Origin of the sequence: Superficieibacter sp., assembly GCF_032071645.1 — a bacterium.
Classification (GTDB): Bacteria; Pseudomonadota; Gammaproteobacteria; order Enterobacterales; family Enterobacteriaceae; genus Superficieibacter.
On sequence record NZ_DAMAPU010000005.1, the window covers coordinates 90,014 to 112,561 of the forward strand.

Consider the following 22,548-nt stretch of genomic DNA (forward strand, 5'->3'; position numbering starts at 1 on the left):
TTCTGCTTCTGCTTCTGCTTCTGCTTCTGCTTCTGCTTCTGCTTCTGCTTCTGCTACGATTGAAATCCATTTGACTGCTGCATGAAATCATCAATAGCAATATTTGCCGCCAGCTTTTCATACAGGAGCAAAATACTGAGCATCATTTCTCCGCCGTAAGATAACAGATCGTCCGGCGCAATGCGGTTCTGCTCATCCGCTAAATAATTCAGTTGTTCAATAATTTCCTGATACTCACCGTATACCCCCACTGAAACACTGTGTGCCGGAAGGTTTTCGCTGCAATACCGCAGCGCGTCGGCGGATTTATCCCGCAGCGAACGGGTATGCATAAATATAACCAATAGCTCGCGCAGTCTGGGCATCATCAAAATATCATTCATATTTTCCTCCGCTCTGTCATCAGCCTGAGCTTCCCGATTATCCGTGGACGATCAGGCAGGTAAAATAAAACACTCTCCGTGCAGATGAAATTCGCATAGCCATAATGAAAATACAATGTTAATAAGTTGTTTTATTGATAAAGCTCAATATTGCAATTATGTTATATAACCAAATAATAATTAACGCTTACATATTCATGGGGTAACTAATTCCCCCCGGAGCGACAATCCCCGCTGACCGCCACACTTGCAGAAAACGGCCGCTGATTTTTCTGTCGAACTCGGACATGCGGTACTATTTATCTTATGAATAACATGTATGCTTAGCGAGGCCCTGCGCCCTGATCCCATTGATTTCGCGGAACGATCCTTCTATGCAAAAACGAGTAAAACTGCCGCTGCTGCTGGCGCTGTTGTCCTGTCTGATACTGCTGCCCGCTTTCTCCCAGGCGGATGAAGCGACGGGGCAAAATGAGCAAGAGCAGCCGGTTAAAGTGAATGTCAGCACCGCCCTGCCCGCGCTGCAAAAGCGTCTGGATTCCCTCAAGCAGCGGGTTTCCACGGCAAAAGCGGATAAACAGTTCACCAGCCTGAACGATGATGCGCAGAAACTTGCCAGTGATGCAGAGAAGCTGGCGGTGGCGCTGGCTCCCCAACTGGCGCAGATTCAGGGGCAGCTCGACGTTCTCGGCCCGGCACCCGCGCCCGGTACGCTCACCGAAACGCCGCAGGTGATTAGCCAGCGTAATAAACTGAATAACAGCAAAACGCAGCTCGCTAATCAGATAGAGCAAACGAAAGCCATTGGCGTCGGCGCGCAAAACCTGTCGGCGCAGATTTCCGGCCTGCGTCGCGACGCGCTGAAAACGCAGATTGCGCTGAATACCGGCAGTATTCTTGGCGCGAAGTTCTGGACGCCGCTGATTAATCCCAGCGAAAGAGACGCCGTGCGGTTTGATGATTTCGGTTCCCAGCTTGGCAGCGCCTGGCATCAGGCGTGGGATGACGAATGGCGTGTCGGCAGCGGTTTTCTGCTGCTTCTGGCGCTGGGAATTGGCCTGTGGGGTCGGCGGATCCTCGACCGCCCCATCAACTGGATCCTGCCGCGCTGGCTGCCGCAGGGCCGTTTTCGCCGCAGTTTTCTTGCCTGCTTTACGACCCTGAGCACCACGCTGACGCTGGGGATCAGTATGCAGCTGCTGTGCTACATCTTTACCCGGCTGCCGGAGACGTCGCAGCCGGTGATTGAATTTACCGGGCAGCTTATTGACCTGACCTATTTTTCGGCGGTGATCGCCGGGCTGGGCATTGCGCTGCTGTCGAACCGTCACCCGTCGTGGCGTCTGCCAGGGATTGCCGACCCGCTGGCGAAAACGCTGGCTTCGTTCCCGATCCTGCTGGCGACCTTTATTTTTATTTTCGGCATTGTCGAGCAGCTTAACGGGCTGGTCGGTGCCAGCATCGACGCCACCCTCTTCGGTAACGGGCTGTCAGCTCTGCTGGTGGCGGTCAACTGCATTGTCGCGCCCATCCGGGTTAACCGGATGCGGCGGCGGATGCGCGCTGAGGGTGAAGAAACCGAATCGCGCTCCACGCTGGCGGGCTTGATTCATCTGCTGATCAGCCTGACCGCCTTTGTGATCCTGCTGGCGCTGCTGATCGGCTATATTCCGCTGGCGCGTTTCGTCACCTTTGAACTGCTGTGGATTGGGCTGGTGGTCAGCTCGCTGTATCTGCTGCTGCATTTTGTCGTCGATTTGTGCGAAAGCGTGTTCTCCCCCACCACCCACAGCGGCAAGATCCTGAAAAGCACGCTGAGCGTCAATGACCGCCATCTTTCGCTGGCGGCGACGCTGTTCTCCGCCGTAGGTAAAAGCTCACTGCTGATCCTCGCCGCCGTCGCCCTGCTGAACGGCACTTTCGGCACCACCACGCCGCTCGAGCTACTGAATAAAATCGCCGATATCTGGGGCGGCAAGGGTCTGGAGGGGATGAATATCATTCCGGCCCACGCGGTTAACGCCGTGCTGTGCCTGGTCATCGGCTGGTACGTGCTGCGCTCGTCGCGGCGCTGGCTGGATAATGATTTCCTGCCGAAGACGATGATGGATCGCGGACTGCGCGCTTCGCTGGTGACGCTGTTTACCAACGTCGGCTACGTGCTGATTATTATGCTCACCCTCTCCATGCTCGGCATTGAATGGAATAAGCTGGCATGGATCGTCAGCGCCCTGTCGGTGGGGATCGGTTTCGGCTTGCAGGAAATTGTGAAGAACTTTATCTCCGGTCTGATCCTGCTGACCGAACGCCCGGTAAAAGTGGGCGATCTGGTCAGCATCAGCGGCGTCGAAGGGGATATTCGCCGGATTAATGTGCGCGCCACGGAAATTCAGCTTGGCGATAAATCCACGGTGATTGTGCCGAACTCGCAACTGATCTCGCAGAACGTGCGTAACGCCACAATGGGCAATGCGCAGGGGGTCGCCACCATCACGCTGACCTTCCCGCTGGATATCGACCCGGAGAAAGTGCGTAATCTGCTGCTGGAAGCCTATAACCTGCATGAATCTATTCTGGAAACGCCGCAGCCGTCGGTCAGTTTTAAAGAGCTGGGGCCGACCGGGATCGTGTTAAGCGTGACCGGCTACGTTAACAGCCCGCGCATGGTCAGCGCCACCCGTAGCGATCTGCTGTACGAGATTTTAAAAATGCTGCGCGCGGAAGAAATTTCGTTAAGCCAGACCCAGACCATGATCCTTGAGCAGCCGCTGCTGCGCACGGCCACGGAAGAGTAATAACCCTGGCGCGGAACATTGCCTCTGGCAAATACGTCGCCACGGGGGTCCAGCGTAAACAATAAATCTCTTCCGCCGCCCGGCGGAAGAGAAGAGATTACCGATAATCAAGTTGTACAACGGCGAGCGTCTTTTCAGGATTAAGATACTTCATACTCAGGGAGGCCGGACTGTCAGGGGGAGTCTGGCCGTTCAGGACATCCTTATAACTGACCCTGCGCGTTTTCATCACGTTATTTTCCGGGCACGACACCGCTAACTTTTCCGGCTGCGATGAAACCTCGCAGGGAGAGGCAACGATGGCGCCATAAAAGTGAATCACCCCACCCATCACGGCGGTTGCTGAAAAGGCCGGGGGAATAAAAGCGACGGTCATCAGGCCAAGACCTGAAATGAGCCGAGCGGTAAATGTGGTCAAGAGATGGACTCCTCAATGATAAATCGTCCTTGAGGGGAAAAGCGCTCCATGATGACAAATGCTGGATCAGGTTACTGAAGCGCATATTTACTCAGTGCCTGAATACATCATAGTCGTAACCCATGGCTGTCACCACTCGGCCATTTGGCCCAACCTGCTGATTTAATGCGCTATTAAAGGGGAGAGATGGATGGTGGGGATTGTTGTGACAGATGTGAAAAATGCCCTCTCTCCTGGAGGAAGAGGGCGAAAACGGGACCGGGCGTTACCACAAACCCGGACGGGGAAAAATGCCGCGCCTGCAACCGGCACGGCATTCACCTCTAGCGGTGCAGCGACGCCGCCATTCTGACCCAGGTATGCCTGCGTCCGCGCACCGCCATCGACAACGTGTATACCGCCTGCGGATCGGCCATTCCCGCCACGCCTGCGTCACCGAAGTTACAGAGATCTGCCCCGCAGCGTTTGCTGGCGAGGCCCATCATCCGCACGGTGTCTTCGTCCGCGCCTTCCTGACTGCTGCTGATGGTGGTGATGGCAAGCCCGCCCGCCTGACGAATGGCGGACAGCGCCTGTTCCACGCGCGCCTCAGACGCGCCACGGCAGCTGGCAGGCGCTGGCACCATCGCTCCGTCTGCACCCGCGTTGATGTAACGGGCGTATTCCTCTGCCGGTGCCAGCCCCGCCGCGTAAAACTTCGCCACGACGATCATTTTGTCGGTCTGCGCGCGGATCTGCTTCAGCGCTTCACAAACGCGCTCAGCGGTGACGCCGGGGCGATCGTAGGCGGTCAGGCAGAAGAAATCGGCTCCGGCAACGCGGGCAAAGTTTGCCGAGTTGCAGGCGCGCGGGTTGTCTGCCGCATCGTCAGCCATTACTTCCAGGCTGACGCCGACCATCCGTCCGGTGAGCTGCTTAAAGTGTGACAGATCCCGACAGCCCTGAATGGCCTGGGTCTGGCAGTCAATCCCTTTGACCAGCAGCAGGTCCGCGCCAAAAGCGCAGAGCAATTCGCCGTTGGTCACTTCGCCATATAACGGCGCGGCTCCCGCCGCCACTTCCGTCATGATGACCCGACCTTCCGAGGCAATAATCGCCTGCTTCAGATCTTTCCCGCTCGCCGGTTGGCTAAAATCGCTGGTCCGACAGTTCAGAATACGCTGCATCCTGTGCTCCTTACGACAACGTCACCAGCGCAGGCGACGGCTGACGGAATGCGGTTTCGAGGATTTCCAGATTGGTTAACGCCTCGACCTCGCTGACATAGTTCGGCTTGCCTTCGGTGAGCGTGGCGTAGATCGCGTCGTACACCAGCCCGTAATCACCTTTCACCGGCGGCAGGTTTTCGACGTGGGTTTCGCCGTGCTCGTCAACATATTCCAGCCGTGCGCACTGGTCGTCGGCGGCGAAATCCGGGTGGTCCGGCATGATCCCGGCCTTCAGGCTGGTTTCCTGCTGGTCGATTTGATAACGCACAAAGCTACCTTTACTGCCGTGGACAAGGAATTTCGGGTACGGCACTTTGACCATGTGGCTGGTTTTGATGATCGCCTTCATGTCGCCGTAAAACAGCTGCGCTTCGAAGGTATCGTCCGGGTTGGCTTTCTGCCGCAGGTGACGCAGGTGGTAAGCGACCTGCTGCGGGCGACCAAACAGCGAGAGGATTTGATCCAGCGTGTGCACCCCCAGTCCGTAAAAGGCACCGTCAAACGCGCCGCCCGGCTGAACGTCGGCTTCCGGGCGGAAGTAGTCAAAGTGGCTTTCTACTTCCACGATATCGCCCAGCTTGCCGCTCTCAATCGCCTGCTTCATGCTCATAAAACAGCTGTCAAAGCGACGGTTCTGGAACGGCGACACCACTAAGCCCTTCTCTTTCGCCAGCGCAAACAGGGTTTTCGCCTCGTCCAGCGTGGTGGTAAACGGTTTTTCAACCAGCACGTTTTTGCCGTGCTCCAGGCACAGTTTTGCGTAATGGAAGTGGCTATCCGGGCGGGTGCAGATGGTGACGAGGGTGATCTGCGGGTCGTTCAAAATCTCTTCGACGCGATCGGTAAACGCAATGCCTTCATACTCCGGCTGGCTCTCGCGCTGCGGATTGCGCACGATGTCAAAGATGCGCGTGACGGTAAATTTATTTTTGCGGGTTAAAACGTAAGGCAGATGGTAGCGGGTGGCGCTTTTGCCAAAACCAATAAAAGCACTATAAATCACAGTTGTTCTCCTTAACTTGCTAAAAATGACAGTGCGGCCAGCACGGCGGCTTTTCCGTCCAGCCTGCTGAAATAACCCGCCTCCAGTATCTGAACCGGGCAGCGGTTGTTAATTTCCTCGCAGAGGCTTTGCCGCATGTAGCCGAGCTGCGGGCCCAGCAGGATCAGATCGGCCTTTTCATACTCCTCCTGAAGACGGCCCACGTTGATGGCATAAATGGTGAACGGATAGCCCGCCGACTGCGCGAACTGGCTCATTTTTTTCGCCATGATGGAGGTGGACATGCCTTCATTGCACATCAGGATAATGGTTTTTTCCCGCTGTGTTTTAGGGTCGGGTGCGACGGTATCCGTTTTTGCGTTTTCGGCTATCTCATTGACCAGCTTTTGATTTTTCCCTGCGATCAGCGATTTTTCATAGGCGGCAAGGAACGGCAGATAAATCATCACCCCCAGCGCCAGCAAAACAATTTGCAGGATGACGTTGCGCCAATCGCCGCCGGAACCCAGCCAGCCGGACAGCAGCGGCGGCACCGACCATGGCACGTAAGTCACGATGCGGGACACCATCCCCCACGAGGTGGCGAAGTAAGCGATGATAAAGTTGATTTGCGGATAGACGATAAACGGGATCATGATCAGCGGGTTATACAGCACCGGAAAGCCGAAAATCACCGGCTCGTTGATGTTGAAAATCCCCGGTGCCAGCACCGTGCGGGCGAATTTTTTGTGGCTCGACATTTTGCTGCGCAGAAACAGCGCAATCAACAGCGCCAGCGTGGTCCCGGTGCCGCCCATGTGACCGTAGAGATCGCGAAACGGCAGCACGATGATATGCGGCGGAAGCTCTCCTTTGGCAAACGCCGCCATATTTTCCTGCATCGCCACCAGCAGCGGCGGCTCCAGAATCGGGTTAATAATCCCCGACGGATGGATACCCAGCGAAAAAAGCAGGTTGGTTAAGGTGGTGAGCGTCAGGAATCCCGGCAGGTTGGTGGTCAGATGCACCAGCGGAGCCTGAATCGCCCGCTGGATAATGTCGTGGATCTCCAGCTGAAACAGGCCGTAGACCAGCGCCGCCACTACCGAGAACGCCAGCACGGTGAGCATAATCGAGAACATCGACTGAAAAGACTGCGCCACCATCGGCGGCACTTCATCGCCCAGGCGAATTTGCAGCCGCTGATTGTGGGAGATCCACAGAAACAGATCGGTGGCGATGACCGCCGTCAGGATCGCCATAAACACCCCGCCCGCGTTGGTCAGCCCGAAGGAAATCACCCCGCTCACCGCCACCGCCTGCGTGCTGCCAGCAGGCACCAGGGAAAGCGAGTTCGGCATCAGCACCAGGAACGCCGCCAGCGATACCATCGCCGGAATAATCGGCGTGGCGAATTTACGCTTGCTGGCGATGCTGAAGGCAATCAGCACCACCAGCATCAGCGACAGAATATTCATCGTGCCGTTAAGAATACGGTCACCAACGCCGCGCAATGAAATGAGCGTTTCGCTGGCGACCCACGAGGACAACATGCCTTTAGGATCGAGAAAGACAAAGTTCACCATGATGAATAAACCGGCCAGCACCAGGAACGGCACGGTGATGATAAAGCTGTCACGTAAACTGCGCAGATGGATCTCCGAGGCCATTTTCTGCGAAATATCGGTGACTTTTTGCAGTAGCGTTGCGTTACTCATTGCGCGTCCTTACTGTCCGTCGATTAACGACAGCGCCTGTTCCACCACCGCCTGGGCGTTAATACGGCCAAAATCAATGGGGCTGATTGCGGCAACCGGCAGCGTGTCCTGCACGCGCTTACGGATCGACGCCATTAAGTAGCCGATCTGCGGCCCCAGCAGGACAATATCCGCCTCGCGATAGTGCCCTTCCAGCGCCGATTCCGGGATCGCCCAGGCATGAATATCCAGCCCCTGTTGCTGCGCATAGTCATTCATTTTGTTGCACAGGAAACCGGTGGACATACCTTCATTACAGATAAGCAGTATTTTTTTCATGATGACGCTCCTCGATTATATTTTTTGCGCGTTGCTTTCCTGCATCGTCAGCATTTTTTCATACAGCATCAGGAAAGGCAGATAAAGCAGGACACCGAGCACCAGTAAAATCACTTGCAGGATGACGTTGCGATAATCGCCGCCGCTGGCGAGATAGCCGGAGATCAGCGGAGGCACCGACCAGGGAATATAGACCACGATTTTCGATACCCAGCCCAATACGGTGGCGTAATACGCAATGACGTAAAGAATCGACGGAATAAAGGTAAAAGGGATCATCAGTATCGGGTTGAAGATGATCGGAAAGCCGAAAATAACCGGTTCATTAATATTAAAAATCGTCGTCGGCATTACCGTGCGGGAAAATGAGCGCAACTCCTGGCGTTTACTTCGCAGAAATACCGCAATCACCAGGCATAACGTCATGCCGGTGCCGCCCATGCGGCCGTATAAATCACAGAACGGGCGCACGATAATATTGGGGATTTCTTTGCCTGCCGCCCACGCGTCCATATTTTGCTGGGTGGCAACCATAATCGGCGCTTCCATAATCGCACCGGTAATGCCGCCGGGGTTAATGCCCATCGAAAAAACAAAGTTATTGATAATGTCGATCAGGATATACGCTGGCAGATTGGTTGCCAGACCCAGCAGCGGTGTCTGAATCACTTTATTAATGATTTCATGCAATTCCAGCCCGGTTAAGGCTACGATCGTGCAGGAGCAGAACGCAAACAGCAGCACGGTGATCATCACAGCAAACAGGGTATTGAACGACTGGATCACCGCCGGAGGCACGTTGCCCTGAAGGCGGATTTGCAGGTGTTTATTTTTGCAAATCCGGGTGAACAATTCCGTTGCCAGCCCGCCGCACAGCAGGGAAATAAAGGTTCCGCTGGTACCGAGCAGCGCATACGGCACAGCGCTTTTAATCATGACTTCACCGGTTGCGCCTTCCGGGGTAAAACCGTTAAGCACTGGCATCAGCACGAACAGGCAGCTTAGCGTTACCAGCGCGGCCATCAGTGGGTTGGCAAACTGGCGATTGCGGGCGAGGTTATAGCTAAAAATAATCCCGATCAGCATACCGAGAATATTCATTGTCCCGTTAACGACTTTATTTCCCATCTCCTGCCAGGAGGCCAGCGTGGTATCGGCAATAAAACCAGAAAGAATACCGCCCGGATTAATGATCACATTATTAACTAATATCATCATTCCTGCTAACACCAGAAAAGGAATAAGCATGATGAATGCGTCACGCATGGTGCGCAGATGAATTTGTGACGCCATCCACTGCGCCAGCGCGAGGGTTTTCTTTAAAAAAATCTCTTTCATGATTTTTCCTCGATGGGTGCGAATTATCCATTCACACCAATAATCAATCAAACCAACAGATCGTATTTATATTTAACGCCATGCACCCGGAGCACCGACAGCATGAAACGTCTGCGACCTTAAAATCAAGGTTTTTATTTTAAAAGTAGTCTACTTTTAAAATAAATGAGATATGGATAATGTTTTGCCCGGCAGGATATAATCAGAAAAGTCATGATAAAGGAGAGTTATTTTGCGCAGATATATTCAGATATCGAATATAATAAAGGGAAGAATTAAGAGTGGTGAATATATTACCGGCGAGAAGATCCCCTACGGGCATCAGCTATGCGCAGAATTTTCCTGTAGTAAAATCACGCTGAATAATGCGCTGGATATTCTGGTTCAGGAGGGATTTATTACCCGCCAGCGCGGGCTGGGTACGGTGGTGAAAACCGCGTCGCCGCAGCATCCTTCAGTGAATCTGCCGATTCAGGGCGTCAGCCGCCTGCACGAGTCGCAGGGGATGGAAGTTCACAGCCATTTGCTGCATTTTGACATCGACGTTCCTGGCGGAGAAATCGCCGGACAACTGGCGATGTCGGAAGACCAGTATGCCTGGCATTTTAAGCGGGTGCGCTATGTCGGTAACGATCCGCTTTCTATTGAAGAGACCTGGATACCGGTGCGGATCCTGCCCGCTTTCACTCGTCAGCACGCGCTCGGTTCCGTGTATGAGTTTGTCGAGAAATCGCTGCGCAAAATTCCCTGTAGCTCCCATACCCAGTTTTATTCGCTGCCGAGCGATGCAGAAGCGCGGGAGTGGCTGCATTTAGACGTCAATGAACCGGTGAGCGTGACGCGGTCGGTGACCTATCTTAATGACGGCCAGCCGTTCGAATACTGTACCAGCCGCTATCATTATCAGCGCTTTAATTACAATGCGATTGTGCAGCGAAACTAGCCAGGCTATCGCAGCGGGCTTTCACCGCCTCGTACAGCAGGCGCACGGCGGGAGAAAGCTGCTGGCGATGCGGGCAGATCATATTCAGCGGCACGCGCTCTCCCTGATATTGTGGCAGGATCACCTGCAACCGCCCGGCCTGCACATCTTCGCTGACGTCGAGCCAGGATTTGTAGGCAATGCCCTCCCCGGCTATCGCCAGACGGCGGATCGCTTCGGCATCATCGCTCATGATCGTGCTCTGAACATTCACCTCGTGAATGTTGCCGTCGGCCAGCAGCGTCCAGCGGTCGTGTAATTTACCGCGCAGGACGAAGGTCAGCGCATTATGCTGCGCCAGTTCGCCGAGGGTAGTCGGCCTGCCGTGTCGGGCCAGCCAGTCGGGTGACGCCACCAGCACCCGACGGTTATCGGGCGCGACCGGCAGTGCCACATAGGAGGCATCAGCGTTGACACCGTAGCGGAAGGCAACGTCCACCGGATCTTTAAATACGTCGGCAATTTGATCGGAGAACAGCAGGCGCAGACGCAGCGCCGGATGACGCTCGCGAAAATCACGAAAGACGGACAGCAGCAGGTGGCGGCCCAGATCCGAAGGCACGGCGATTTGCAGCGTGCCGCTGACCTCATTGTCGGATGCCTGAATTTTTTGCAGTCCGGCGCGCAGCGTCTCCAGCATTTGCAGGGCATAAGGCAGCCAGCTTTCCCCCTCTACCGTCAGGCGCAGGCTGCGGGTCGAACGGGCGAACAGACGAATATGCAGCGCATTTTCCAGCCGCTTGATTGCCGAGCTGACCTGCGCGGGCGGCACGCCCGCCTCGCGCGCCGCGTCACTAAAACTGTTCAGCGCTGCCGCACGAACAAAGAGCGTTAAATCTTCCAGCCTGAGCATGATTATTCCCGCAGATGAAGACTGAGATTAATTCGTCAGCCTGATAAGTGTTTACCACTGCCGAAGGGATTATGAAAGAGGGAAAGCAGGACGGGGCGGCGCGACGGAGCGATCCGTCGCGCGCATCAGAAGAGGATCAACGGCGGAACACGTCGACGGAGAAACGAACCCACGCGGTAAAGAAGAGCAGGAACAGGGTCAGGCTGACCCAATCCGCCACCCGTAAGCGGTCGAAGAGAATGCCGACGGAAGCAAAGACCACGGCGGCGAGGAACAGAATCGCCAGCGTCCGGCGGGGGCTGTAGCCACATTTCATAATAATATGGTGAATGTGACCACGGTCCGGGCGGAACGGGCTGTTACCGTTAAGAATGCGGCGCAGCGACACCGCCGACATATCCGCCAGCGGCAGCGCGATCAGCCACAGGGCGGTGACTGGCGCAATAATGGCGTCGTCACCCTGGGTCGCTACCACCAGCAGCCAGATCGCGGCAAAGCCGATCACCGTGCTACCCGCATCGCCCATAAAGACTTTCAGTCGCTTAACGCCAAACAGTCCGAGATTCGCCATCAGGTACGGCATGATGGCGAGCACCAGCGCCAGGCACCACTGCCACGCGCCCATGTGTCCGTGGATATAAAACAACACCCCCAGTGCGCCAAAAGTCACACACGACACTGCGCCGAGTAATCCATCAATGCCGTCAATCATGTTAAAAGCATTAATCGATGCCCAAATAGCAATCAGGGTGATCAGGTAGCCGACCGCGCCGAGGGTAATGACGTAGCCGGGGATCAGTTCGCCCAGCGACGCCAGCCACAGCCCGGATTTCATCATCAGTACGGCGGCCACTGCCTGCGCGATGACCCGTGGCAGCACCGGCAGATTAAAGCGGTCATCCAGCACGCCGACGATCAACAGCATTGAAATACAGAACCAGAATACCTGCTGGTGGGGCAGCCACTGCGGATTCAGATATTGCAGGGCACTCATCGCCACCCACACAGAAATACCGCCAACGAGGGGAATATGCCCTTCATGAACTTTACGTGCATCCGGTTTATCGACCAGGCCAAACACCGGCGCGGTTAATCCCGCGATGGCAAGACCCCCGATAGCACTGATCAGGATCATCACAAAATCCATATCATTCTCCAGAATTTTTGCGTGCGCATAGACAGACCGCCAGACGCGAAGTCTGGCGACGTTATTGTTGGTTTTTTTACTGAGATTGATTCCCCGGCAGAGGATGCCGGGGAGCACTGCGGAGATTACTTCTTATCGGTATAGCTGTAGCCGTAATGATTGTAGCCGTAACCGTAGTAGCTGCTGGCGCGCTTGATCACGCCGTTCAGAATGGCACCCTTGACGTTGACACCAGCCTGTTCCAGACGCTGAACGCAGACGGTCATCTCTTTCACGCTGTTGACCTCGAAGCGCGCGACCACCAGGCAGGTTCCGGCGGAGCGGCCAATGACGGCGGCATCGGTCACGGCGAGGATCGGCGGCGTATCGATAATCACCATATCGTAATGTTCGCTCGCCCAGTTCAGCAGCTCGCGGAAACGGTCGTGCATCAGTAGCTCTGCCGGGTTCGGCGGCACCTGACCACGGGTAAGGATGTCGAATCCGCCCTTGGTGAAGGTCTGCACGGCAGCCGTAACCGGCGTCTTACCGGACAGTACTGCAGAGAGGCCGTGGTTATTGCTCAGGTTAAACAGATCGTGAGCGTAGCCACGGCGCATATCCGCGTCGATGTAGATCACTTTCTGTCCGGCCTGCGCAACGATGGCCGCCAGCGTGCTACTGACGAAGGTTTTCCCACTGTCCGGCGTCGCCCCGGAAATCATCAGCACGTTGTTGGTGGATTCCATCATCGCGAAGTGCAGGCTGGTACGCAGCCCACGGATGGCTTCCACCGACAGGTCAATCGGGTTATCCACCGCCAGGAACGGGATGTTTTTCGTTTTGTGCTGGTGGCGGGAGGAGAAAATATTCTTACTCCGCAAGCGCGTTTTTTGCGCCAGCCAGTCGGACATCGGGATGGTGGCGTAAACGTTGATCCCCTGCTCTTCCAGCTGTTCCGGCGAATCAATCCCTTTACGCAGCAGCATACGCGCCAGGACCAGGCCGATGGAGACAAACAGCCCCATGAGCAAGCCCAGCGCAACGACCAGCGCTTTCTTCGGTTTGATGGGCAGCGGCTGGGTGACGGCCGGGTCGATGATGCGCACGTTACCGATGGCGCTCGACTGGGCAATACTCAGCTCCTGCTGACGGTTTAACAATTGCAGATATACCGCACGGCCAGACTCCACGTCACGGCTTAAGCGCAGAATTTCCTGCTGGGTCGCGGGCATGGATGAAACACGTTTATTAAGGCGCGTTTTTTCCTGCTCCAGCGTCTGACGTTTTTCCATCAGCGCCCGGTAGGTCGGGTGATCCTTTTTATACAGCTGGGAAATTTCTGCTTCGCGGAAGGTCAGCTCATTCAGCTGGTTATCCGCGTTTACGATCTGCTCCAGCACCGATTTCGCTTCGAGATTCAGGTCAACGGAGTCGCTTTTCTTACGGTAGGCGTTGAGTTTATCTTCCGACTGATCGAGATCGCCACGCACCTGCGGCAGCTGCTTTTGCAAAAACTCGAGGCTTTTCGAATCCTGCGCCGCCTGGCGGGCAATGTTCTGTTGCAGATAGTTATCAGAAATGCTGTTAAGAATACGCGCAATAAGCTGCGGGTCTTCGCCGGTGACGGTCAGACCGAGCATTCCGCTGTCTTTTATTTTCTCGCTAACGGTAAATTGATTAAGCAAGTTGTTAATGGCTTCAAGTTCAGTCAGTTGACGAAGTTTGAACTGAGTGCCGGGCTGAGCGGCGATATCCGCCACTTTAAGCGCAAAACCGTTTTTGTCGATCAGCTGTCCAATCTGACCGTTAACGGTAAAGTCATCACCTTCGACGGTGAAATGACCTTTTTCCTCTACCGTTAAGGTAAAGACCTGCTGGGCCATCTCTTTTGGCACCGCAAACCAGGACAGCGCGATTTTACCCGGTTGCTCACCGGTTAAGCGGGCAAAACCGCGCCCAAAGACGGGAAAATAATCCTGTTCTACGACGTTACGCAGATTCAGGTCATCAATGGTTTTTCCGAGGATCATTCGCGACTGAAGCAGTTGGATCTCTGGCGCTGAATCCGGCGAGGTATTCGGGATCATCTGGCTCAGACTGCTGAGAATGGCATTCCCCTGCTTCTGTTCCACCTGAATTAAGGAATCCGCCTGATACACAGGCGTTGAGAAAAGCGCGTAGATCACTGCGATAAGAGTAAAGAACACAGTGACGCAAAAAATGAGTTTCCTGTGGTCGATCAGATCGCCCAGAAGACGCCCCAGATCCAGCTCGTTATTAGCGCTTTCAGCAGGAGCAGTTGTGACTTTTGTCGACATAACGAATGTTTATCCCGTTTTATTTTCCGAGCCTGACAGCCCATTCTTTACTGGCTTGCTCAAGCAGCCCATAAACGTGTTCGAAGGCCTCATGGCTTTTACGATAGGGGTCAGGAATTTCCTTTTTCCCCGCCCATTGACCGAAGAGCATGGTTTTGCCTCTTACCTCGGGCGCGATCGCCGTCACCTGCTCAATATGAGCCGGTTCCATGACCAGAATCAGGTCGTAATCGCGCGCCATGGCGGGAGTGAGTTTGCGTGCGATATGCCCGTCCAGCGAAACGCCGTGCGCCGCTGCCACTTCGGCGGCGGTAGCGTCCGCAGGCTGGCCGCTTAAGCCAAACGTGCCAGCGGAATCCACTTTCATGTCGGGCATAGTATGGCGCAGCAAACGTTCCCCGGTCGGGGAACGGCATATATTTCCGGTACAAATCACCAGAATCGAGCTAAACATTAATTTGGCCATCTTTCGATATAACGCGCGGTTTCCGTCAGGTCGTGAACACCGGTGATAGTTGGCACCAGTTGAGAAATTACGCGGTTCCAGCGCACCAGCGGCGCGGTAGTCACATAAACAATATCGTACGGCTCAAGCTGGAATTCGGTGCCTAATACCATCGCCGAGGCATCCTGAGCGTTAAGTTGATAAACATTGGCAATTTTGCCGTTCTGCTTGCCTTTCATTGAGCGGATGACGAAGATGCCGGTCGCATCAGACATATCCTGTCTTACACCTTCCGCATTGCCGAGTGCTTCGGCCAGCGTCATGCCGCTGCGATCCATTTTTAGGGTGCTCTGTTTGCCCACTTCACCCATCACGAACACTTTCAGATCGTCATTGCGTGGGATAAACAGGATGTCACCTGGATAGAGTAGTTTATTCTGCGTTAAATCGCCGCGCTGCATCAGCGCCCATAGCGAAATTTTGGTGTCCTGGCCGTTGTGGGTCAGTACCACGTTGCGCCAGTCGGCGTCAGGGGTCAGACCGCCCGCCGCGTTAATGGCATCCATCACCGTCAACGGAATGTTGGTGATCGGCTGCTGACCAGATTTCGCCACTTCACCGGTTACATAGGCTTTCTGCGAGCGGAAAGCGGCAATAGTGACGGCGACCTGCGGGCTTTCGATAACGGTATCAAGGCGGGCGGTGATCTCATCACGCACCTGGCTTAGGGTTTTACCCGCTACCAGTAATTTGCCCACGTAAGGATAGAAAATGGTGCCATCAGCGTTTACCCAGTTCCCTGTATCGCTGGCGCTGCGATATTGACCGGCAGGGGTAGTCAGTTCCGGGTGATCCCAGACGGTGACCATCAGAACGTCGCCCACACCGATCCGGTACTGATAGCTTTTTACCATCTCGTCAAGCTGCGGGTTAGCTTTAGAAATCACCGATACCGGGCGAAGCTGGTCGATTAACCCCGGCGTCAGCGGATAAACGTTGACCATTTGGTTCAAATCATAATCGCTGTCAGGGGACTCAATAACGTCTTTTCCACCGGTACTTAAACCCTGTCCGGGGACGACGGTACAGCCTGCTAACGCTCCAACTGCCAATGCCACGAGAGAAAACTTAAGAATACTCTTTTTCATTATATAAAATCATCTGTGGTTCAAATGGTTTAGTGTCAATCTGATTGCTTTTTCCTCAATCATATTGACGTGCGCTATCAACGTTGTTTTTATCACGTCACGCTGCGAGATAAAAACAGAATGTCAGCCCTAAAATGAACGTTGTTCTCAAAGATAGAAATTTTCATCTTCATCGGGCATGTATTTACTGTCCGCTCTGAATATCGCGATCCGTTGTCATGTAATAGAGCTGGTATTTACGACCCAGCATCTGTCCACCGTCACGCGTCAGCGGTGTCCAGGCCACCGTTGCACGACTGCGGGATGGTGAAACCGTCATGAGATCCAGCGGAACGGAAACATAGAAACCTTTACTGAAACCACCTTCGCCGTAATCATCTTTCGAGACGTTGGTGACTGCGGCCCAGGCACCTACCGTCACACCACTGTCAAAGCGTTTAGAAAGATCGAGCGTGCCGCCTTTATCTTTCGCCAGATATTGTCCGAGGCTAAGTTTCACCAGCACGCCATTCATGGATGATGGGTTCCAGTAGCCCGTCAGATGACCGGTCGGCGCTTTATAATCGATAAAGCGCATCATGTTGTCCCAGTCACGCTGTTTGACGTAGTTACCGTCAATGCCCACCGCCCAGTTACTGTCCAGCGGACGGTACAGCACTTCAGCCCCGGCACCGCCGTACATCGTCTCCAGATAACCACCGTACACCTGGCCGTAGAAACCATTGCCCAGGTAGCGGACATAGTTACTTTGCAGGTTGTTCAAATAGACATCATTTTGCACGTAGTCGCGAATATGGGTACGCACCGGAGGAAGATTCGAGTCGCGCGGAGAATCGGTGGTTTTAAATTTGTCGTAGTTGTTATAAACGTTGCCAAATACGCCACCATCGACCAGCCAGTGATCGGTCAGCCAGTAGTTTGCGCTGCCCAATACACCAATCTGGAACATGTAGAAGTTTTCCGGCCCACCCAGGGACTGGTTAAGCACCGGGGAAATGGAATAACCAAACCGTTCAGGGCGAATACGATAGCCCCGTCCCAGCGCATCCGTATCGACAGGATTAACCCGCTGCTGCTCCAGAGTGCCTTCATGTCCGAGTGGATAGCCTTCCAGCTCTTTACGCAGGCTGGCTACGCGGGTATTCGTCGTTACCTGTGGCTGATTGAAACGCTTCTCTGTGATGCTGATAGTATCAACGCCCGCAGGTAAGTTATTTACCAGAATACGATTTGCACGATCGATACCTTCGCGGGTATCGCGATAGCGATACTGCTCGCCGGTCATATACAGCGTATTGCCGCGCTGGATGATCTCCGGCTCATCAAATCCGGCATTATATTTCAGCTGGGTCAGCTGATTCGCAGCGGAAGTGTACTGTAGCGAGTCGGTGGCCGGACTCGGCTGATAAGCCGGTTTCGGACGATCTTTCTGATTCGGCTTCAGATCGTTGAAGTTGGTCCGCAGCGTAAAGCCGAACATCAGGGTATTACCGCGCTCGTAGCTAAGGTTGACATCCGCCCAGTCCGCCGCGCGATAAATCGCCCCGACGTTAAAGTGGCTGCGCTGGTCAATTTTACCGGCAAAGTCATCCTGATAGTCGTTGCCGTCATATTCGAGCTTCAGGCGCAGCGGCGTCCACGGCGTCTGATATTCTACGCCGCCAAAAATCGCCGCCGGGCCGCGAAAGATATCGGTGAAGCTGATATCACCGGCATCATGCGATTCAGCGCGGGTACAGTATTTGTCGCTGGCGCGGCAAAACGGGTTGGTAATGTTGCCGCTGTTACCGCTGTATCCCCAGCCCATCCCCAGCGTGAAATCAAACGGCCCGGCCATTTTGCTGGCGACCATATATTCGCCGTCGAACAGGCCGGTCCCCGAAATATCGCGCTTACCGAAAGCAATTTCAGGGATCCAGTAGCCCTCTTCCCATAGCCGTACTTTGAAGTCGAACGACTTATCTTTATAGGTTTGATCGCCGCTGAAATCTTCGTTACTGCTGTATTTACGGGTACGCACATCCGTATAGCGGATAGTCCCTTCCAGCCACGGGAACAGCGCAATTGAGGTTGAATAAAAGCGGTATTGATCGTTATCGCGGTAGTTAACGCTGAATTCGCCTTCTTTGGCGATACGGGCGTTCGGGGTTTGCATCAGCCCCGTACCGCCGAAGTCAGACTGCGAAGGCCCAATCGGGTCCGGGTATGTCAGCACATCCGCATGACATGCGCTGGATACCGCAATGGCCAGCAGGCTGAAGAGGTATTTTTTATTCATCAGTCAGGTATCCGGTGCGTCAGAACAGAGACGATTTGCTGATTTATTTTTTCGAATTCGCCAGGGACCGCCCATGAGGAAAATCCCACCCAGATAATGCTGCCCGGTTCAGGCTCGACGTGGCGATGATTCCAGTACGCCACCGGCGCTTGCTGGGTGCTGCCGTCCGGGTGAATGACGACCGCGATGTTGCGGTCGGCGCCGGTCAAACGCTCATGACTGGCGAGATAATCACGCACGCTGCGCCCCGCCTGCCAGCTTGTTTTCCCCGTCCCTTCAATTGCGCCGAGTAGCGTTACGGTCGTGGGATAAGCCGGAAGCCAGAGCGAGTAACGCCCTTCCAGACGCGGATTATTGTCATCGCGAGTGCGAACCTGATCAGGGTCGAGCGCAACAAACTGCCGCCCGGTAACCTTAATCGCCTGAAGTTGCTGAATGACGGTGCGGATGCTGGCGGCCTGATCCCCATCTTCCGTTGCCGCCCAACGATTTAAATCGCGCAGTGTCTGCTGATATTGCTGCTGCGCTACCGCCGTGGCCTGCGGTTCGGCGATCACCGCCCCCGGCCACCAGACGTGTTTCGGCAGATCGGCAACCGTTACCAGCTGCGCCAGGTTTTGCGCGTGTTCAATGGTCAGCGTTTTGCCCGTCGTCAGCGCGTGAACCGTCACCTGACTTTCCGCCTGGACGAATCCACTGACTGCCAGAAGCCCGGCACCGGTGAGTAATATTTTTATTTTCATAGCGTCGCGGGTTTCAGAATAGTGAATTCGATGGGAAGAACCCCGGCTCCCAACATCTGGCGGCCCTGACGGACCTGCCCGGTTACGGCATCAACCCAGAAGGTGTTTTGCCAGTCGCGCGATGGAGAATCGGTATGGGCAAATTCGTGCCATATCAGGCAGCGTACCCGCTTACCGGCAATGGTTAATACCTCTTCCCCGGCAGGCGCAAAGCGGGAAACAACGGTCGCGGAGCGGTAACGTTCATCTTCCGTCCAGCCAATACTGCGGGTCCAGGTCGATCCGTTTTTAAGCTGTCGGGCGTTAAGAAGGGGGTCCTGCTGCTGATTACTGACGTCGAGAAGATTATCCGGCAATTTCACGGTTTTAATCAGGCGTCCGTTTTGCGTGACCAGCATCGCGCGATCCTGCGTCAGCCATTTACGCTGGCCGTTTTCCAGATAGCCCAGCACGACAAAGATGCGCTGGCCGTCATTAATACGCAGGTACATGGTGGTGTAGGGTATTGCCTGGATTTGCTGGTCGGGGACAGTCACGTCCTGCGGACCCGTAATGGCGGACTGTAGGGTATCAACAACGCTTTGCTGGCTGTGGGTGCAACCCTGCAACAGCAGGCAGGCCAGAAGGAAGAGAGGTATGCGCACCAGAGGATCCCTTTCACAATGTGTTAATACAAAAAATAACGGCGATAAGCCCGTTATTTGCACGCACTTATAAGCCGAAGCGCTATAGAAAGCGTCATTCGACGTTAGATATAATTGGCGATGAAAATAGTTTTACAGAGATATTATTCACTTTTTTAAGCGCCCCGGCAAAGCAAATCTGCCGGGGCACTTATATACCATCCCACATTGGGAATTAACTGTACAGAAGTTCAGCTAATTCTCAAGCTTAACGCGTAGTGGTGGTGGTAGTCAGGTTAACGCCATTGCCAGAGCTGCCATCATCGCTTGCAGCGACAGCAGCAAGAGCAACCAGGCCCGCTACAGCGGTAGCGGTTACGATGGTAGTAGTACCGACTGCACCGGTAGCAGCACCGCCAGAAGTTGTATCTGACCCGGTGGCAGGCGCAGCAAACGTAGCCGTGCTAAAACCGGCCAGCGCCAACGCTGCGAGAACCGCACACATTGTCTTTTTCATTCACGTTCCTCTTCATTCAACGAATGTAAAATTGATAGCCTGAAAACCAGGCAATATTAGCATACCATACCGTTCAGATTTTGGACTGAATAGCAGGCAGGCTACCGCCGTGGCTTAAAGCTACCACCCTGCACTAACTTCCTTTTCTGCCAGGATCGGAAATCAGAAACCCGGCAATTCACTATTTAATACTCATCGAGATAGCCGTGAATGCCATAAAGACATTACATTTCAAACAGTTAACTTAATAACCACATTTCATCAATGCCTATTTAATCAGCTTAGGCAAATCCTTAATGCACGGGCGATGAAAGTTACGTATCAGTGGCACGTTTATTAATAGATAACTGATTTTTTATTCAATGAAATGGTAGGATAAGTCTTAGCAACATGAAAAACAACATCCAGAAACGATGTTTTGAAGAATCTAACAAATTGGGGTATTGCAGAACAACGTCTTGTGCATAATATATTGTTCAAATTGTTACCAATCCCTTGTAAAACCTACTAAATTTGGCAGTAGAACCGCTTCGTTAAATGTTTCAGGGCGTTAATAGCGCCAATTCAAACTGAATGTTGCGACGCCCGGCAGGCGTAGAACAAATATATTTTTTTGCAAGCTTATCGATATTATTTCGTTAGGGTCATAAATCCGCATAATTAATGGAGTGGATCTTAGCGAAATTGTGCAGTATGGAAAGCTGGTCGTTCGGACCATGCCGAAAAGCAGAGGGAAAGCAGAGTTGTCTGCCACATTCAGTCCACCTCTGATATCTTAATTGTGGTAAAAACAGGCACCAGCAAGGCTCTGACTGAAGATATGGAGAAATAATGAGAAGATTTACCCCCCTGTTACTGGGCGTTGCGCTCGGCGTGGCAACCTGCGTTAGCGCGGCTCCGCAGACGGCAGTGAAAGCGCCGGGCACGCAATCTTATGAACTGAAAGAATTTTTTGCAGATTTTACCCATTTTGCCATTGGCGATACGGTGCCGGAAATGTACCGCACCGAAGAGTACAACATCAAACAATGGAAGCAGCGAAATCTGCCCGCGCCGGATGCCGGCACGCACTGGACCTATATGGGCGGGAATTATGTCCTGATTACCGATGCGGAAGGAAAGATCCTGAAGGTCTACGACGGCGAGATTTTCTATCATCGTTAAATTCTATCGCCGTTAAAATGAATGGCTGCCCCAGGGCAGCCATTGTCATCATTACACCGCGCGAAAGGCGATTTCACCCGGAATGACTTCACCCTGCCAGTAAAGCTGGGCCGCCACGCGTCCGGCGAGATCGCGGTAGATAGCGGTAAATTCGCTTTCAGGTCGATGGATCACCGTCGGCGTGCCATTATCCAAATCTTCCCGCAAACTAATATGCAGCGGCATCTGCCCGAGTAACTGGGTGCGATACTGCTCCGCCAGCCTCTCTGCGCCGCCTGTGCCAAAGATAGGCTCATGATGACCGCAGTTGCTGCAAACGTGCATACTCATATTTTCGACTATCCCCAGGACCGGGACATCCACTTTCTCGAACATCACGATGCCTTTTTTGGCGTCGATCAGGGCGATGTCCTGCGGCGTGGTCACCACCACGGCACCCGTGACCGGAATGTTCTGCGCCAGCGTCAGCTGAATGTCGCCGGTGCCTGGCGGCATATCCAGCACCAGATAATCGAGGTCCGGCCACAGCGTTTCCTGGAGCATTTGCATCAGCGCTTTGCTGGCCATCGGACCACGCCAGACCATAGCGTTATCGTCGGTGACGAGGTAGCCAATGGAGTTAGTCGCCAGCCCGTGCGCGACAATCGGCGTCATGTGGGTGCCATCCGGCGAGGTTGGACGCTGGTTTTCCGTGCCCAGCATGGTCGGGATGGAAGGCCCGTAGATATCCGCATCCAGCAGCCCCACTTTTGCGCCTTCAGCGGCTAATGCCAGCGCAAGATTGACCGCCGTGGACGATTTCCCCACGCCGCCCTTACCCGAGCTGACCGCAATAATATTTTTTACGCCGTTAATGCCCGGCTGATTTTTCACGCGTTTCAGCGTGGCGATGGTGTGCGACAGCTTCCAGTCAATCGCCTTCGCGCCGGTGATGCGCAGCAGCTCCGCGCTGGTCTGGTCTTTGAGATCCTCAAAGGCGCGGGTCCAGACGAAGGGCATCAGCAGCTCAATGTGGATAATGTCATCCAGCCAGGCCACATGATGCAGCGCATTCAGCGTCGTGAGATTGTGTTTCAGCGTGGGATGCTGAAAATTCGCCAGCGTTCCGGCGACCATTGCACGCAGGCGCTCCGGGGACCTGGCCTGGGATTGTGCGTTCATCCCGACTCCTCTTTTTTTTGTAGTCGA

The 22,548-nt window shown here is 54.2% G+C and carries 20 protein-coding genes; 3 read left to right on the forward strand and 17 right to left on the reverse strand.

Annotated features, from left to right (window positions below; all coding sequences use genetic code 11):
- Positions 1-53: 53 nt before the first annotated feature.
- On the reverse strand, positions 54-383 hold the full coding sequence (locus tag RT197_RS11625; protein WP_312950661.1) for a hypothetical protein: 330 nt from the start codon (positions 381-383) through the stop codon (positions 54-56).
- A 374-nt stretch (positions 384-757) separates the two neighbouring features.
- Between RT197_RS11625 and RT197_RS11630 the strand changes: the two genes are divergently transcribed.
- Positions 758-3,178: a DUF3772 domain-containing protein gene (locus tag RT197_RS11630; RefSeq protein ID WP_312950663.1), complete on the forward strand. Its 2,421-nt coding sequence runs from the start codon at positions 758-760 to the stop codon at positions 3,176-3,178.
- Positions 3,179-3,275: 97 nt separating this feature from the next.
- Here the strand turns inward: RT197_RS11630 and RT197_RS11635 are convergent, their stop codons facing one another.
- The 6 genes from RT197_RS11635 to RT197_RS11660 all read right to left on the reverse strand — a co-directional run bounded on the left by RT197_RS11635 (position 3,276) and on the right by RT197_RS11660 (position 9,160).
- Positions 3,276-3,596: a type 1 fimbrial protein gene (locus RT197_RS11635; RefSeq protein ID WP_312950666.1), complete on the reverse strand. Its 321-nt coding sequence runs from the start codon at positions 3,594-3,596 to the stop codon at positions 3,276-3,278.
- Positions 3,597-3,919: 323 nt separating this feature from the next.
- Entirely contained in the window at positions 3,920-4,762 is an 843-nt protein-coding gene (locus RT197_RS11640) for a hypothetical protein (RefSeq protein ID WP_312950669.1), read from the reverse strand.
- Between the two features lie 10 nt (positions 4,763-4,772).
- A complete protein-coding gene (locus tag RT197_RS11645; protein WP_312950672.1) occupies positions 4,773-5,807 on the reverse strand; it encodes an oxidoreductase in 1,035 nt (344 codons plus the stop codon).
- A gap of 11 nt (positions 5,808-5,818) precedes the next feature.
- The gene (locus RT197_RS11650; RefSeq protein ID WP_312950673.1) at positions 5,819-7,504 is read right to left on the reverse strand and encodes a PTS transporter subunit EIIC; all 1,686 of its coding nucleotides are present in this window, start codon (positions 7,502-7,504) and stop codon (positions 5,819-5,821) included.
- Positions 7,505-7,513: 9 nt separating this feature from the next.
- Positions 7,514-7,822 (reverse strand): PTS sugar transporter subunit IIB, encoded by a 309-nt coding sequence (locus tag RT197_RS11655; RefSeq protein WP_312950675.1) that lies wholly within the window; start codon positions 7,820-7,822, stop codon positions 7,514-7,516.
- Between the two features lie 15 nt (positions 7,823-7,837).
- Positions 7,838-9,160 (reverse strand): PTS transporter subunit EIIC, encoded by a 1,323-nt coding sequence (locus RT197_RS11660; protein WP_312950678.1) that lies wholly within the window; start codon positions 9,158-9,160, stop codon positions 7,838-7,840.
- Between the two features lie 232 nt (positions 9,161-9,392).
- Between RT197_RS11660 and RT197_RS11665 the strand changes: the two genes are divergently transcribed.
- Positions 9,393-10,103 (forward strand): GntR family transcriptional regulator, encoded by a 711-nt coding sequence (locus tag RT197_RS11665; protein WP_312950680.1) that lies wholly within the window; start codon positions 9,393-9,395, stop codon positions 10,101-10,103.
- Here the strand turns inward: RT197_RS11665 and RT197_RS11670 are convergent.
- The 9 genes from RT197_RS11670 to RT197_RS11710 all read right to left on the reverse strand — a co-directional run bounded on the left by RT197_RS11670 (position 10,072) and on the right by RT197_RS11710 (position 20,184).
- Positions 10,072-10,995 carry a LysR family transcriptional regulator gene (locus RT197_RS11670; RefSeq protein ID WP_312950683.1) on the reverse strand — a complete coding sequence of 308 codons (924 nt, stop codon included), beginning with the start codon at positions 10,993-10,995 and terminating at the stop codon, positions 10,072-10,074. The genes RT197_RS11665 and RT197_RS11670 overlap by 32 nt on opposite strands.
- 136 nt (positions 10,996-11,131) lie before the next feature.
- A complete protein-coding gene (wecA, locus tag RT197_RS11675; protein ID WP_312950685.1) occupies positions 11,132-12,142 on the reverse strand; it encodes a UDP-N-acetylglucosamine--undecaprenyl-phosphate N-acetylglucosaminephosphotransferase in 1,011 nt (336 codons plus the stop codon).
- Between the two features lie 125 nt (positions 12,143-12,267).
- The gene (gene etk, locus RT197_RS11680) at positions 12,268-14,442 is read right to left on the reverse strand and encodes a tyrosine-protein kinase (RefSeq protein ID WP_312950688.1); all 2,175 of its coding nucleotides are present in this window, start codon (positions 14,440-14,442) and stop codon (positions 12,268-12,270) included.
- Between the two features lie 19 nt (positions 14,443-14,461).
- Positions 14,462-14,908: a protein tyrosine phosphatase gene (locus RT197_RS11685; protein WP_312950690.1), complete on the reverse strand. Its 447-nt coding sequence runs from the start codon at positions 14,906-14,908 to the stop codon at positions 14,462-14,464.
- The gene (locus tag RT197_RS11690) at positions 14,896-16,035 is read right to left on the reverse strand and encodes a polysaccharide export protein (protein ID WP_312950693.1); all 1,140 of its coding nucleotides are present in this window, start codon (positions 16,033-16,035) and stop codon (positions 14,896-14,898) included. Before RT197_RS11690 ends, RT197_RS11685 begins: the two co-directional genes overlap by 13 nt.
- 184 nt (positions 16,036-16,219) lie before the next feature.
- Entirely contained in the window at positions 16,220-18,313 is a 2,094-nt protein-coding gene (locus RT197_RS11695) for a YjbH domain-containing protein (protein ID WP_312950696.1), read from the reverse strand.
- Positions 18,313-19,056, reverse strand: a complete 744-nt coding sequence (locus RT197_RS11700) for a capsule biosynthesis GfcC D2 domain-containing protein (RefSeq protein ID WP_312950699.1) — start codon at positions 19,054-19,056, stop codon at positions 18,313-18,315. Before RT197_RS11700 ends, RT197_RS11695 begins: the two co-directional genes overlap by 1 nt.
- Entirely contained in the window at positions 19,053-19,700 is a 648-nt protein-coding gene (locus tag RT197_RS11705) for a YjbF family lipoprotein (protein WP_409529692.1), read from the reverse strand. Before RT197_RS11705 ends, RT197_RS11700 begins: the two co-directional genes overlap by 4 nt.
- A 247-nt stretch (positions 19,701-19,947) precedes the next feature.
- Positions 19,948-20,184: a hypothetical protein gene (locus tag RT197_RS11710; RefSeq protein ID WP_312950702.1), complete on the reverse strand. Its 237-nt coding sequence runs from the start codon at positions 20,182-20,184 to the stop codon at positions 19,948-19,950.
- 843 nt (positions 20,185-21,027) lie between these two features.
- Here RT197_RS11710 and RT197_RS11715 point away from each other — a divergent pair.
- The gene (locus RT197_RS11715) at positions 21,028-21,360 is read left to right on the forward strand and encodes an RcnB family protein (protein WP_312950704.1); all 333 of its coding nucleotides are present in this window, start codon (positions 21,028-21,030) and stop codon (positions 21,358-21,360) included.
- Between the two features lie 51 nt (positions 21,361-21,411).
- Here RT197_RS11715 and apbC read toward each other — a convergent pair whose 3' ends face one another.
- Entirely contained in the window at positions 21,412-22,521 is a 1,110-nt protein-coding gene (gene apbC / locus RT197_RS11720; RefSeq protein ID WP_312950706.1) for an iron-sulfur cluster carrier protein ApbC, read from the reverse strand.
- Between the last annotated feature and the right edge of the window lie 27 nt (positions 22,522-22,548).

Bases quoted from the DNA above. Each gene is read 5' to 3' on its own strand.
- RT197_RS11650 (WP_312950673.1), bottom strand. From the start codon at position 7,504: ATGAGTAACGCAACGCTACTGCAAAAAGTCACCGATATTTCGCAGAAA.
- RT197_RS11685 (WP_312950690.1), bottom strand. From the start codon at position 14,908: ATGGCCAAATTAATGTTTAGCTCGATTCTGGTGATTTGTACCGGAAAT.
- RT197_RS11630 (WP_312950663.1), top strand. From the start codon at position 758: ATGCAAAAACGAGTAAAACTGCCGCTGCTGCTGGCGCTGTTGTCCTGT.
- RT197_RS11625 (WP_312950661.1), bottom strand. From the start codon at position 383: ATGAATGATATTTTGATGATGCCCAGACTGCGCGAGCTATTGGTTATA.
- RT197_RS11700 (WP_312950699.1), bottom strand. From the start codon at position 19,056: ATGAAAATAAAAATATTACTCACCGGTGCCGGGCTTCTGGCAGTCAGT.
- apbC (WP_312950706.1), bottom strand. From the start codon at position 22,521: ATGAACGCACAATCCCAGGCCAGGTCCCCGGAGCGCCTGCGTGCAATG.
- RT197_RS11710 (WP_312950702.1), bottom strand. From the start codon at position 20,184: ATGTGTGCGGTTCTCGCAGCGTTGGCGCTGGCCGGTTTTAGCACGGCT.
- RT197_RS11715 (WP_312950704.1), top strand. From the start codon at position 21,028: ATGAGAAGATTTACCCCCCTGTTACTGGGCGTTGCGCTCGGCGTGGCA.
- RT197_RS11640 (WP_312950669.1), bottom strand. From the start codon at position 4,762: ATGCAGCGTATTCTGAACTGTCGGACCAGCGATTTTAGCCAACCGGCG.
- RT197_RS11690 (WP_312950693.1), bottom strand. From the start codon at position 16,035: ATGAAAAAGAGTATTCTTAAGTTTTCTCTCGTGGCATTGGCAGTTGGA.
- RT197_RS11670 (WP_312950683.1), bottom strand. From the start codon at position 10,995: ATGCTCAGGCTGGAAGATTTAACGCTCTTTGTTCGTGCGGCAGCGCTG.
- etk (WP_312950688.1), bottom strand. From the start codon at position 14,442: ATGTCGACAAAAGTCACAACTGCTCCTGCTGAAAGCGCTAATAACGAG.
- wecA (WP_312950685.1), bottom strand. From the start codon at position 12,142: ATGGATTTTGTGATGATCCTGATCAGTGCTATCGGGGGTCTTGCCATC.
- RT197_RS11695 (WP_312950696.1), bottom strand. From the start codon at position 18,313: ATGAATAAAAAATACCTCTTCAGCCTGCTGGCCATTGCGGTATCCAGC.
- RT197_RS11655 (WP_312950675.1), bottom strand. From the start codon at position 7,822: ATGAAAAAAATACTGCTTATCTGTAATGAAGGTATGTCCACCGGTTTC.
- RT197_RS11660 (WP_312950678.1), bottom strand. From the start codon at position 9,160: ATGAAAGAGATTTTTTTAAAGAAAACCCTCGCGCTGGCGCAGTGGATG.